The organism is Streptomyces sp. NTH33, from assembly GCF_003236365.1.
Taxonomy (GTDB): domain Bacteria; phylum Actinomycetota; class Actinomycetes; order Streptomycetales; family Streptomycetaceae; genus Streptomyces.
This window is the reverse complement of the sequence record NZ_POTZ01000177.1, coordinates 1-12,836: the sequence shown is the minus strand read 5'-3', so window position 1 is coordinate 12,836 and position 12,836 is coordinate 1. Positions and strand designations below refer to the sequence as shown.

11 protein-coding genes and 1 rRNA gene are annotated in these 12,836 nt (G+C 71.3%); 8 read left to right on the top strand and 4 right to left on the bottom strand.

Annotated features, from left to right (window positions below; genetic code table 11):
• Positions 1–8: 8 nt before the first annotated feature.
• A 5S ribosomal RNA gene (gene rrf, locus C1I97_RS18250) occupies positions 9–125 on the top strand.
• 96 nt (positions 126–221) lie between these two features.
• Here rrf and C1I97_RS40675 read toward each other — a convergent pair.
• Positions 222–1,250: a hypothetical protein gene (locus C1I97_RS40675; protein WP_220040837.1), complete on the bottom strand. Its 1,029-nt coding sequence runs from the start codon at positions 1,248–1,250 to the stop codon at positions 222–224.
• A gap of 21 nt (positions 1,251–1,271) precedes the next feature.
• Between C1I97_RS40675 and C1I97_RS40670 the strand changes: the two genes are divergently transcribed.
• Together C1I97_RS40670 and C1I97_RS18240 are read left to right on the top strand one after the other, a co-directional pair.
• Positions 1,272–2,048, top strand: a complete 777-nt coding sequence (locus C1I97_RS40670) for a tetratricopeptide repeat protein (RefSeq protein WP_220040836.1) — start codon at positions 1,272–1,274, stop codon at positions 2,046–2,048.
• Between the two features lie 300 nt (positions 2,049–2,348).
• Positions 2,349–3,386: a questin oxidase family protein gene (locus tag C1I97_RS18240; RefSeq protein ID WP_111004276.1), complete on the top strand. Its 1,038-nt coding sequence runs from the start codon at positions 2,349–2,351 to the stop codon at positions 3,384–3,386.
• A 69-nt stretch (positions 3,387–3,455) separates the two neighbouring features.
• Here the strand turns inward: C1I97_RS18240 and C1I97_RS18235 are convergent, their stop codons facing one another.
• The 3 genes from C1I97_RS18235 to C1I97_RS18225 all read right to left on the bottom strand — a co-directional run bounded on the left by C1I97_RS18235 (position 3,456) and on the right by C1I97_RS18225 (position 6,101).
• A complete protein-coding gene (locus tag C1I97_RS18235) occupies positions 3,456–3,860 on the bottom strand; it encodes a hypothetical protein (protein ID WP_111004275.1) in 405 nt (134 codons plus the stop codon).
• The gene (locus tag C1I97_RS18230; protein WP_111004274.1) at positions 3,857–4,705 is read right to left on the bottom strand and encodes an IS5 family transposase; all 849 of its coding nucleotides are present in this window, start codon (positions 4,703–4,705) and stop codon (positions 3,857–3,859) included. Before C1I97_RS18230 ends, C1I97_RS18235 begins: the two co-directional genes overlap by 4 nt.
• 103 nt (positions 4,706–4,808) lie before the next feature.
• Entirely contained in the window at positions 4,809–6,101 is a 1,293-nt protein-coding gene (locus C1I97_RS18225; RefSeq protein WP_111004273.1) for a DUF1015 domain-containing protein, read from the bottom strand.
• 73 nt (positions 6,102–6,174) lie between these two features.
• Here C1I97_RS18225 and C1I97_RS18220 point away from each other — a divergent pair, with 73 nt between their 5' ends.
• From C1I97_RS18220 to C1I97_RS18200, 5 genes are all read left to right on the top strand, one after another.
• The gene (locus tag C1I97_RS18220) at positions 6,175–7,203 is read left to right on the top strand and encodes an HAD hydrolase-like protein (protein WP_111004272.1); all 1,029 of its coding nucleotides are present in this window, start codon (positions 6,175–6,177) and stop codon (positions 7,201–7,203) included.
• A 136-nt stretch (positions 7,204–7,339) separates the two neighbouring features.
• Entirely contained in the window at positions 7,340–9,760 is a 2,421-nt protein-coding gene (locus C1I97_RS18215) for an ATP-binding cassette domain-containing protein (protein WP_111004278.1), read from the top strand.
• 42 nt (positions 9,761–9,802) lie between these two features.
• The gene (locus C1I97_RS18210) at positions 9,803–10,843 is read left to right on the top strand and encodes a FecCD family ABC transporter permease (protein WP_111004271.1); all 1,041 of its coding nucleotides are present in this window, start codon (positions 9,803–9,805) and stop codon (positions 10,841–10,843) included.
• Positions 10,840–11,895, top strand: coding sequence for a FecCD family ABC transporter permease (locus C1I97_RS18205; protein ID WP_111004270.1), 1,056 nt, complete (start codon positions 10,840–10,842; stop codon positions 11,893–11,895). The genes C1I97_RS18210 and C1I97_RS18205 overlap by 4 nt, the downstream gene beginning before the upstream one ends.
• Complete coding sequence (locus C1I97_RS18200; RefSeq protein WP_111004269.1) at positions 11,892–12,749, top strand: ABC transporter ATP-binding protein; 858 nt, start codon at positions 11,892–11,894, stop codon at positions 12,747–12,749. The genes C1I97_RS18205 and C1I97_RS18200 overlap by 4 nt, the downstream gene beginning before the upstream one ends.
• Positions 12,750–12,836 lie beyond the last annotated feature (87 nt).

Sequence of the window (12,836 nt, the reverse complement as noted above, 5' to 3'; positions counted from 1 at the left end):
ATTAGGGTTTCGGTGGTCATAGCGTGAGGGAAACGCCCGGTCACATTCCGAACCCGGAAGCTAAGCCTCACCGCGCCGATGGTACTGCAGGGGGGACCCTGTGGGAGAGTAGGACACCGCCGAACAATCTTTGGAGGACCCCTGGTCACCAGCGTTCAGCTGGGACCTGGGGTCCTTTCGTTTTTCCCGTAGAAGAAATACAGAAGTACAGAAGACAGGAGTCACCGATGTCCACCAACTCTCCCGACGAGCGCCCGGAGCGCGATCAGCGCCGCCGGGACGGTGGTGACCGTGGCGGCCACCGCGGAGGCCCGCGCCGTGGCAGCGATCGCGGCGGCTACGGCCATCGTGATGACCGGGGTGGTTTCCGTCGCGACGACAGGTCCGAGCGTGGTGACCGTGGGGAGCGTGGCGGTTTTCGCCGGGATGACCGGCGTGACGGTGATCGTGGGGGTTACGGCCGTCGCGACGACCGCGATCGTGATCGTGACCGCGGCTTCCGCCGCGAGGGTGACCGCCCCTCCTACCGCCGTGACGAGCGGCGAGACGAGCGGCGAGACTTCCGTCGCGACGACGACCGCCGTGACGACCGCCGCGAGGGCGACCGTCCCTCCTACCGCCGTGACGAGCGGCGAGACGACCGGCGAGATTTTCGCGGCCGTGACGACCGCCGTGACTTCCGCGGCCGTGACGACGACCGCCGTGATGACCGCCGTGACGACCGGCGTGACTTCCGTCGTGACGACGACCGTGGTTATGGCCGTCGTGATGACCGGGGTGGTTTCCGTCGCGACGACAGGTCCGAGCGTGGTGACCGTGGGGAGCGTGGCGGTTTTCGCCGGGATGACCGGCGTGACGGTGATCGTGGGGGTTACGGCCGTCGTGACGACCGCGATCGTGACCGTGACCGCGGCTTCCGCCGCGAGGGTGACCGTCCCTCCTACCGTCGTGACGAGCGCCGTGACGAGCGGCGAGACGAGCGGCGAGACTTCCGTCGCGACGACGACCGCCGTGACGACCGCCGCGAGGGCGACCGTCCCTCCTACCGCCGTGACGAGCGGCGAGACGACCGGCGAGACTTCCGGCGTGACGACGACCGCCGTGACTTCCGCGGCCGTGACGACCGAGGTGGACGTGGACCCCGCCGTGACGACCGTGGTGGGCGCCCCGGTGGTTTCCGTGGCCGCGACGACCGGCGCGGCGGTGGCCGCTTCCGCGACGAGCGGGACCGGGACCGGAACCGCGACCACGACCGGGAGCCGATCAAGCGGCTGCCGATCCCGGAGGACGTCACCGGCGAGGAGATCGACAAGGACGTACGGCAGGAGTTGCAGAGCCTGCCGAAGACGCTCGCCGAGGACGTGGCCAAGAACCTCGTGATGGTCGCCCGGCTGATCGACGAGGCCCCCGAGTCCGCCTACGGTTACTCCAGGGTGGCCCTGCGACTGGCGTCCCGGGTCGCCGCGGTACGGGAGGCGGCCGGATTCGCCGCGTACGCCAACCAGAAGTACGGCGAGGCGCTCGCCGAGTTCCGGGCCGCCCGCCGGATGACCGGCAACGTGGACCTGTGGCCGGTCATGGCCGACTGTGAGCGCGGGCTCGGGCGGCCGGAGAAGACGCTGGACATGGCCGGAGCGCCCGAGGTGCAGAAGCTGGACAAGGCCGGTCAGGTGGAGATGCGGCTCGTCGCGGCCGGCGCCCGGCGTGACATGGGGCAGCTGGACGCCGCCATCGTGACGCTGCAGAGCCCCGAGCTGGCCGCCAACTCCGTCCAGCCGTGGACCGCGCGGTTGCGGTACGCCTACGCCGACGCGCTGCTCGCCGCCGGCCGGGAGGCCGAGGCGCGGGAGTGGTTCGCCAAGGCCGTCGAGGCCGACCGGGACGGCAGCACCGACGCCTCCGACCGGCTGGCCGAGCTGGACGGCGTGGAGTTCACCGACGCGCTCGACGAGAGCACCGAGGCCGACGAGAGCACCGAGGCCGACGAGGAGCGCGAGGACCGCGAGGACCGTGAGGACCGCGCAGACAGGGTGGACGACAAGGACTGACGCCGACCCCTGTCAGAGGGCGTTCTGTGAGCTTTCGCCGGGTCCTAGGTTGAGGCGGGCTGTGGTGCGGGTCAAGTAGACCGCGGCAGGGTGAAGAGTCCGGGCTCGGGTTCGGTGAGGATGCCGCGGCTGACCTGGCGTTTCAGCATGGCCCGGATACCTTCGAGAGGCAGCAGCTTCTTGCCGGTCGGGCCGATCTGGATGTGGGTGTCCGTCCGAAGGTCCTAAGCCCGGTGTAGGGGCGCGTCTAGATCCCTGGACCGATGGTGGCGCATCATCGCGTGGCTAGAGTCAGATCACATGAAAATCGACAGCACGCTCGACGAGGCCTACGAACGGCTGCATCGGACCGGACCGGAATTCGAAGGCTGGCTGACCAATCACGGTCCCATGGCGGTGGAATCCATGGTCAGACGCGGACACGCGCGACAGGTCCACCGCTGGTTGGACCTCTACATGAGTCGGCTGGACGATCGGCCCCGCGGCGCCTCGCCCATTACCGCCGCCGAATGGCGCACGGCGCTTGGGGACCCTCACCGTCTCGGTGACTGGCTTGCGTTCTTCGAACGCGAGGTGACCGAACAGTCCTGGCGCGCGGTGCTGGAGACGTGGTGGCCACGGCTTCTGCCCGGCATCGCGGCCGGCGCCACCCATGGGGTGATCCGTACTGGCCACGCCGTCCACGCCCTGCTGGACCACGAGGACGGACCGCGTTTGGCCGAGCTCGGCCAAGCTCTTGGCTACTGGGCGGCGCGCTGGCAGCGGGTGCCCTCCGCCACCCCTTCCGGAACCGCCGGCCCGGCGTCCGCTCTCGCGGGCGTTCCGCGCGTTCCCGACCAGACCGCGGGCATCAACCACCGGCTCGACCAGCTCACCGACCTGACCGGCTGGCCGATCGCGCTGGCCGCGCTGAGACCCGCCGCGGACGCCGGGCAGGCCCGGGAGCTGCTGGCCGATCTGACGACGGCTGCCGCCGTGCACTACCTCCCGAACGCGCATGGCTCGCCCGTCATGCTGGTTCACGCCGCAACCGCACCCATGGCCGTCCTGCGTACCTTGCCCGCACTCCCCAGCACCCAGTGGGCCATGAGCCTGCACGCGGCCTGGGCGGCCAGCGCGGCCGTGACCGCGGCCTACACCCCCGCCGCACCCACACCTCGGCACGTCCTCCCCACCGCCCACCAGTCAGCGGAAGAGACCTTCGCCCTTGCCGTCCGCCACCAGGACGAACACGTCATCAAGCTCGCCGACACCTGCCTTGACGTTCACCAACGCACAGGCCGCCCCGATGCCCTCACCGCAGTGATTCGCGCGACCGAGCTGATCGACGCGCCCTGACGCCGCGGCTTTTGGCTTTGGCTCCAGGCAGGTTTTTCCGAGCCTGTGCTGGTCGCGGGTCTTGGTCGGCTACTGCTGCCGGGCGAAGTTGCCGGTATCGAGCTCGGTGAGGATGCCGAGTTTGACCAGGCGTTTCAGCTTGGCGCGGGTGCCTTCGATGTTCTTGGGCAGCAGTTCGTGGTCGAGGGCTTCGCAGACGTCGCGGGCCCGCAGCGGGCCGGTGGCCTGGTGGAAGACGGCGAGGATGCGGGGGTAGTCCGGGTGCTCGGGCAGGTCGGCCGAGGCGGCCCGGGCGGGGAGCCGGTCGGCGAGGGCGGTGACGGTCTTCCGGGTGATCGCCAGGTGTTCGAGGTGGGTCTCGGCCTCCCGCAGCCGGCCCTGCAGTTCGGTGATCTGTCCTCGCAGGTCGTCGGCCAGGGCCCGGGCGGCGTCTTCCTGGACGTCGAGTGCCTCGAGCAGGGGCTGGATGTTCACGCATTTACCGCCTGCTCATCACGCCAGGTGGGGGTGTTCGCGCCGGTGAGCCGGCGGGCCATGACGTGGGTCATCGCCCAGTAGACGCGGGAGGCGGAGGAGGCCGGGCGGTGCTCGTAGTCGCGGACCAGGCGCCGGTGCAGTATCAAGATCCCGTAGGTCTGCTCGACCCTCCACCGCTTCGGCTGCGGGACGAAGCCGGTCTCCTGCGGGTTGCGCTCGACGATCTCGACGTCGATGCCCAGGCCGGCGCCGTGCGCGACGACCTGGTTCTTGAAGCCCTGGTCGACCAGGGCCTTCTCGACGGTGCCGCCGGCGTGCTCGGCAACCCGATCCAGCAGGGCGATCCCCGCGGCGTTGTCGTGCGCGTTCGCAGCCAGCACGGTGACCGCGATGACCAGGCCCAGCACGTCCACGGCCAGGCCCCGCTTGCGGCCCGGCACCCGCTTCGCCGCATCCCGGCCGGTCGTGGCAGTGGGGACCCCGGCAGCCGCGTGAACACTTTGGGTGTCCAGCACCACCAGGGTCGGGTCCTCTGATCGGCGGGCCCGCTCGCGGACCTGGCAGCGCAGGAGTTCATGGATGGTCTGGTCGGTGCCGTCGTCGCGCCAGGCGGCGAAGTAGTAGTACGTCGCGCTCTTCGGTGGCAGGTCGTGCGGGAGGTAGGCCCACTGGCAGCCGGTCCGGCCCTGGTACAGGATCGCGTTCACGATCTCCCGCATCGCATAGGCGCCCTGGTGGCCGCTGACCGAACGGTGCCGGTCCTTCCACGCGGTGATCACCGGCTCGATCAACGACCACTGCTCGTCCGATAAGTCGCTCGGGTACAGCTTGCGTTCACTCACCCCACCACCCCAACAGACCGCCGGCCGCGGACCGGCGGACTTCCCCCCACACCCACACTTTCAGGCGACGCCAGAACTACTCAAAGTCTCACGAACCGCCCTCTCAGAGGCCCAGTGCCCTCAGCACCAGCCCCGAAGCCGGCTTCGGCCCGAACGACGTCGACTTTCGGGGCATGGTGACACCCTGACGGGCCAGGTCGCGGACGACCTCCTCGCGGACCGGGTGCATCAGGACGGCCGTACCGCCGTCCCGTTCGGCCTTCTCCACGGTGGCGACCGTGTCGTGGATGTAGGCGATGTGGGCCGGGGAGTCCTCGGGGATGCCCCAGACGTGACCGAGGAGCGTGGCGTGCAGAACCGTCGCGTCGAGGGTGCGCCAGGCCGCCGGGTGCTCGGCGGGGACCGTGCGGGCCAGCAGGTCCGGGTCCGGACGGTCCACGAGGTGGAAGGCGCCGTCCCCGGCGAGCAGAAAGGCGTTGCCCGCGCAGGCCGCGTCCGCGAGAGCCGACAGCGCTTCGCTCAGGGGCGTGTCCAGATGCCGTACGCGGAACCGGCCCTCCAGCGCGGACAGCGCGTCGGCGACCGGCAGGCCGTGCAGCAGGCGGTGGATGGCGCGGACCCGGAGCGGGTAGCGGACCGTGTCGACGAGGAGCACCAGACCGTAGTCCCAGGCACTGGGGGAGGGGTGCTCCGCGCGCAGGCGCCGGTAGGTCGCCCAGCGGTGGTGGCCGTCGGCGATCAGGGCCTGGTGCTGGGCCAGGTCCTCCTGGATGCCGGCCAGGGCGGCGGGGTCGGTGATGGTCCACAGGCGGTGGTGGTAGCCGTCCTCGGTGGTCGTCGACAGCAACGGGGGCCGTTCGGCGACGCGTTCGACGGCCACGGTGGCGGCGGCCGTCGAACCGTTGCCCCGGTAGGTGAGCAGCAGCGGTTCGAGGTTGGCGCAGGTCGCGCGCATCAGGGCGGCACGGTCGGCGACGACGTGCGGCATCACGTCCTCGTGGGGCAGCACCACGCCCTCGGCCGGGTCCGACACGCGCAGCGCGCCGATCAGTCCGCGTTGCAGCATCCCGCCGCCGTCACTCTGTTCGTAGACGTACAGGCCCGGTTCGGGGTCGGTGGTCAGTATGCCCTCGGACAGCCAGCGGCGCAGGGTGTCGGCGGCCTGTTCGTTGCGGGCGCTGGGCGTGTCGGCCTGGGGCAGGATCAGGCGGACGATGTTGTAGGGGTCGGCGGACTCGAGGTGGTGCAGGCCGTCGGGCCGTACGACGACGTCGTACGGCGGGGATGTCACGGCGGCCAGGCTGCCGACCCGGTCGGGGTCGTAGCGGAGGCCTCGGAACGGGGTGAGTTCGAGGCCCCGGCGCGTTGTTGCCGGTGAATGACCTGCAGTCTTCATCCCGGCATCGTACGTGTGTCAGTGGCATGGGGGATGATCGGGGGAAAGCCGGTATCAGAGGAGCGGATGCAGAATGAGCCAGGGCGTCAGGACGAGGCCCGAGGGCAGTGCACAGGCCCTGAGCGAGGCGTACGACACGGCCCTGCTCGACCTGGACGGAGTGGTGTACGCGGGGGGGAACGCGATCGCGCACGCGGTCGACTCGCTCGCCACCGCCCGATCGGGCGGCATGCATCTGGCATACGTCACCAACAACGCCCTGCGGACCCCGGACGCGGTGGCCACGCACCTCACCGAGTTGGGCATACGGGCTCAGGCGTCCGATGTGGTCACCTCCGCGCAGGCGGTGGCCCGGCTGATCGCCGACCAGGTGCCTCAGGGGGCGCGCGTGTTGGTGATCGGTGGTGAGGGACTGAGGGTGGCGCTGCGCGAGCGCGGGCTCGAGCCGGTCGAGTCGGCCGACGACGGCCCGGTGGCGGTGGTGCAGGGCTACGGCGGCCCCGAGATGCCGTGGGGGCGCCTGGCGGAGGCGTGCTACGCCATCGCGCGCGGGGTGCCCTGGTTCGCCTCCAACACCGATCTGACGATTCCGAGCGCACGCGGGATCGCGCCGGGCAACGGAGCGGCGGTCGAGGTGGTGCGGATCGCCACGGGCGCCCGGCCGCAGGTGGCGGGCAAGCCGCTGCCGCCCATGCACCGCGAGACGATCCTGCGCACCGGCGCGGAGCGGCCGCTGGTGGTCGGGGACCGGCTGGACACGGACATCGAGGGCGCGTTCAACGGCGGTGTCGACTCGCTGCTGGTCCTGACCGGGGTGACGGACGGGGCGCAGTTGCTCGCCGCGCCCCCTCAGCACCGGCCGACGTACGTCGATGCCGATCTGCGCGGCCTGCTCACCGGGCAGCCCGGGATCACCCGGGAAGGTGACGGCTTCCGGTGCGGCGGGTGGACGGCGACGCCGGGCGCGGACCGGCTGGAGCTGACCGGAGACGGCGAGGCCCTGGAAGGGCTGCGCGCGCTGTGCGCGGCGGCGTGGACGGCAGGCGGTGGGAACGCGTGCGAGCTGGACGGAGGGAAGGCGCTGGCACGACTGGGGCTGTGAACCCGGAGGCGAGCGGATCCATCGGAAGCAGATTCGTCGGAAGCGGATCCTCCGGAAGCGGATTCATCAGAAATGGAGAAGCGCCGGTGAGTCGGCCGCCGTTAGCGTGACCGCCATGGACACCAGGGGAGACACGATGAGCATGGCCACGACGGCGGACACGCAGTCGCCGGCGCCGCATGTTGCCGACAGCCACGATCTGATCCGCGTGCACGGCGCGCGTGAGAACAACCTCAAGGATGTCGGCGTCGAGATCCCGAAGCGCCGGCTGACGGTGTTCACCGGCGTCTCCGGCTCGGGCAAGAGCTCACTGGTGTTCGACACGATCGCCGCGGAGTCGCAGCGGCTGATCAACGAGACGTACAGCGCCTTCGTGCAGGGTTTCATGCCGACGCTGGCGCGGCCCGACGTCGACGTGCTCGAAGGGCTGACGACCGCGATCATCGTCGACCAGCAGCGGATGGGCGCCGACCCCCGCTCCACGGTCGGCACCGCCACCGACGCCAACGCGATGCTGCGCATCCTCTTCAGCCGGCTCGGGCAGCCGCACATCGGCTCGCCCAAGGCGTTCTCCTTCAACGTCCCCTCGATCAGCGGGGCGGGTGCGGTCACGTTCGAGCGCGACGGGAAGACCGTGAAGGAGCGGCGCGAGTTCAGCATCACCGGCGGTATGTGTCCGCGCTGCGAGGGCCGGGGCACGGTCTCCGACATCGACCTGACCCAGCTCTTCGACGACTCCAAGTCGCTCGCCGAGGGCGCGCTCACCATCCCCGGCTACAAGGCGGGCGGCTGGAACTACCGGCTCTACAGCGAGTCGGGCTTCTACGACCCGGACAAGCCGATCCGCGACTACACCGAGACCGAGCTGCACGACTTCCTGCACCGCGAGCCGACCAGGATGAAGATCGCGGGCATCAACATGACCTACGAGGGGCTGATCCCGCGGATCCAGAAGTCGTTCCTCGCCAAGGACCGGGAGGCGATGCAGCCGCACATCCGGGCGTTCGTGGACCGGGCGGTCACCTTCACCGCCTGCCCCGGGTGCCACGGCACCCGGCTCAGCGAGGCCGCCCGGTCGTCGAAGATCGAGGGGATCAGCATCGCCGACGCCTGCGCGATGCAGATCAGCGACCTGGCCGCATGGGTCCGCGGCCTCGACGAGCCCTCGGCGGCGCCGCTGCTCGCCACGCTGCGGCAGACCCTCGACTCGTTCGTGGAGATCGGCCTCGGCTACCTCTCGCTCGAGCGGCCGTCGGGCACGCTGTCGGGCGGCGAGGCGCAGCGCGTCAAGATGATCCGGCACCTCGGCTCCTCGCTCACCGACACCACCTACGTCTTCGACGAGCCCACCACGGGTCTGCACCCCCATGACATCCAGCGAATGAACGACCTGCTGCTGCGACTGCGGGACAAGGGCAACACGGTGCTCGTGGTGGAGCACAAGCCGGAGATGATCGCGATCGCCGACCACGTCGTCGACCTCGGTCCCGGCGCCGGCACGGCGGGCGGTGCCGTCTGCTTCGAGGGCACCGTCGAGGGGCTGCGAGCCAGCGGCACCGTCACCGGCCGCCATTTCGACGACCGCGCCTCCCTCAAGGAGACGGTGCGCAAGCCGACCGGCGCGCTGCGGATCCGCGGCGCCGACACGCACAACCTCCAGAACGTCGATGTCGACATTCCGCTGGGCGTCCTGTGCGTCGTCACCGGTGTCGCCGGCTCCGGCAAGAGCTCGCTCGTTCACGGGTCGATCCCGGCCGGCGCGGGTGTGGTGTCGGTCGACCAGGGCGCGATCCGCGGTTCCCGGCGCAGCAACCCGGCGACGTACACCGGACTGCTCGACCCGATCCGCAAGGCGTTCGCCAAGGCCAACGGCGTGAAGCCGGCGCTGTTCAGCGCCAACTCCGAGGGTGCCTGCCCCACCTGCAACGGCGCCGGTGTGATCTACACCGACCTGGCGATGATGGCCGGTGTCGCCACCACCTGCGAGGAGTGCGAGGGGAAGCGGTTCGAGGCCTCGGTGCTGGACCACCTCCTCGGCGGCCGCGACATCAGCGAGGTGCTGGCGATGTCGGTGACCGAGGCGGAGGAGTTCTTCGGCGCCGGCGAGGCGCGTACCCCGGCGGCCCACAGGATCCTCCAGCGGCTGTCCGACGTCGGGCTCGGCTACCTCACCCTGGGCCAGCCGCTCACCACGCTGTCCGGCGGCGAGCGGCAGCGGCTGAAGCTGGCCACCCACATGACCGAGAAGGGCGGCGACCGGTTCGTCTACCTACTCGACGAGCCGACCACCGGCCTGCACCTGGCCGACGTCGAGCAGCTGCTGGGCCTGCTCGACCGGCTCGTCGACTCCGGCAAGTCGGTCATCGTCGTCGAGCACCACCAGGCCGTCATGGCGCACGCCGACTGGATCATCGACCTGGGCCCCGGCGCCGGTCACGACGGTGGCCGGATCGTCTTCGAGGGCACACCCGCCGACCTCGTCGCCGCCCGCTCCACCCTCACCGGTGAACACCTCGCGGCCTACGTCGGCAGCCGGCCGCGGACGACCGGAGCCTGACGCACTGTCGAGCGCATAGAGAGGGTAGGCTAACCTAACCTCGTGTTGGTCGACAGTCCTCCAGAAGAGCGCGTGGCCGCCGCCGCGCCCCCGAGGCGCGCGGCGGTGCGCTCGCTCGGGCTCCTCGTCTCCGCCGCGATCCTGCTCCTCGTCGCCCTGGCGAGCATCGCGATCGGCGCGAAGGAACTGTCCCTGGCGCAGGTCTGGCACGGCCTGTTCCAGGACTCGGGGACGTACGGCGACACCGTGGTCGGCGAGCGGCTGTCCCGTACGGCCCTCGGCCTGCTCGCCGGGGCCGCGCTCGGGCTGGCCGGGGCCGTACTGCAGGCGCTGACCCGCAACCCGCTGGCCGACCCGGGCATCCTCGGCATCAACGCGGGCGCGTCCGCCGCCGTCGTCACCGCGATCACGTTCCTCGGTGTGACCAGCCTGAGCGGCTACGTCTGGTTCGCCTTCCTCGGCGCCGCCGCCGTGGGCGCGCTGGTGTGGTTCCTCGGCGGCAGCCGGAGCGCCACGCCCGTCCGGCTCGCCCTCGCCGGCACCGCGATCGGCGCCGCGCTCTACGGCTACCTCCAGGCCGTGATGATCATGGACGGTGCGGCGCTGGGCAGGATGCGCTTCTGGACCGTGGGCTCGCTCGCCTCCGCCACCGACGCGACCGTCGTCCAGGTGCTGCCGTTCTTCGCGGTCGGCACGGTCGTCGCCCTGCTGCTGGCCCGGCCGCTCAACGCCATGGCGATGGGCGACGACACCGCCCGCGCCCTCGGCGCCCGCCTGAACCGCACCCGGGCCCTCGCCATGCTCGCCGCGACCGCGCTGTGCGGGGCCGCGACCGCCGCCTGCGGGCCGATCGTGTTCGTCGGGCTGATGGTCCCGCACGCCGTGCGCTCCTTCACCGGGCCCGACCTGCGCTGGATCCTGCCCTACGCCGCCCTCCTGTCGCCCGTGCTGCTGCTCGGCGCCGACGTCGTGGGCCGGATCGTCGCCCGGCCCGCCGAGCTCCAGGTCGGGATCGTCACCGCGCTCATCGGCGGCCCGGTGTTCATCCTGCTCGTACGGCGGCGGAGGACGGCCCAGCTGTGAAGACCACCGGCACTCCCCGTACCGTACGGGCCGTCCGCACCCCGGGCGGGCTGTCCTTCCGCCTCGACGTCCGCGCCTGCACGGTCGTCGGCCTGCTCCTCGCCGCCGCGCTCGCCGCGAGCGTCGTGCTCATCGGCACCGGCGACTTCCCGATGTCCGCCTCCGACGTCCTCGGAACGCTCGTCGGCCAGGGCAGCCAGGGGCAGGAGTTCATCGTCCGCGAACTGCGGCTGCCGCGCGTCCTCGTCGGGCTGCTGGTCGGCTCCTGTCTCGGACTCGGCGGCGCCCTGTTCCAGTCCATCTCCCGCAACCCGCTGGGCAGCCCGGACGTGCTCGGCCTCTCCCAGGGCGCGACGGCCGGCGCGCTGACCGTCATCGTCCTGTTCTCGGGCAGCGCCACCGCCGTCACCCTCGGGGCGCTCGCCGGCGGTCTGGTGACCGGCCTCGCCCTCCACCTGCTCGCCTGGAAGCAGGGCGTGCACGGCTACCGGCTGGTCCTGGTCGGCATCGGCGTCTCCGCGGTGGTCACCGCGGTCAACGGCTACCTGATCACCAAGGCCGACTTCGTGGACGCCTCCCGCGCGGTGGTCTGGATGACCGGCTCCCTGGGCGGCCGCGACTGGACCCAGGTCCGGCCGCTGCTCGCCCTGTGCGTCGTACTCGTCCCGCTCGTCCTCACCCAGGCGCGCGGGCTGCGGATGCTGGAGATGGGCGACGACGTCTCCCATGCCCTCGGGGTGCGCGTCGAACGCGTACGGCTGCTGCTCATGGGCTCCGCCGTGCTGCTGGTCGCCGCCGCCACCGCCGCCGCCGGCCCCGTGAGCTTCGTCGCCCTGACCGCGCCCCAGCTCGCCCGCCGTCTCACCTGCTCTCCCGGCCCCAACCTGCTGCCCTCCCTGTGCACGGGCGCCGCCCTGCTGGTCACCGCCGACTGGGCCGCGCAGCGTGCCTTCGGCGCCGACCAGCTGCCCGTCGGCGTGGTCACCGGGGTACTCGGCGGCGTCTACCTGCTGTGGCTGCTGGTCACCGAGCGCAGGGCCGGCCGGATATGAGCGCCCGCAGCACCGCAGCGAACAACCGAAGGAGCACCGTGAACCGCCTGACCGCCGACGACGTCACTCTCGCCTACGACCACCGGGTCATCGCCGAGCAGCTGTCGGTGGAGATCCCCGACCACTCCTTCACGGTGATCGTCGGCCCGAACGCGTGCGGCAAGTCCACGCTGCTGCGGGCGCTGTCGAGGATGCTCAAGCCCAGCCGGGGCCGGGTGCTGCTCGACGGGCAGGTCATCCAGACGATGCCCGCCAAGAAGGTCGCCCGCACCCTCGGGCTGCTGCCGCAGTCCTCGACCGCACCCGACGGGATCACCGTCGGCGACCTGGTGGGCCGGGGCCGCTACCCGCACCAGGGCATCCTGCGCCAGTGGTCGGCCGAGGACGAGCGGGTCGTACAGGAATCCATGGAGCGGACCCGGGTCGCCGAACTCGCCGACCGCCATGTCGACGAGCTGTCGGGCGGCCAGCGCCAGCGCGTGTGGATCGCCATGGCCCTCGCCCAGCAGACGCCGCTGCTGCTGCTCGACGAGCCGACCACGTACCTGGACATCCAGCACCAGATCGACGTCCTCGACCTGTGCGCCGAACTGCACGAGGAGCAGGGCCGCACCCTCGTGGCCGTCCTGCACGACCTCAACCACGCCGCCCGCTACGCCACCCACCTCGTCGCCCTGCGCGGCGGGAAGGTCATCGCGCAGGGCGCGCCGAACGACATCGTCACCGCCGAGCTGGTGGAGGAGGTCTTCGGGCTGCGCTGCCAGGTCGTCGAGGACCCGGAGACCGGCACGCCGCTGGTGGTGCCGGCCGCGCGCAGGGCACGCGTGCGCGTGGGCGCTACAGAAGCTTCCTGAGCCGGAACAGGTCCAGCAGGCTCGCCATGACCGGTGACGACCTGGTCGCACTGGTCGGCGGGGAGCTGAACTTCGCCACGGCGTGGG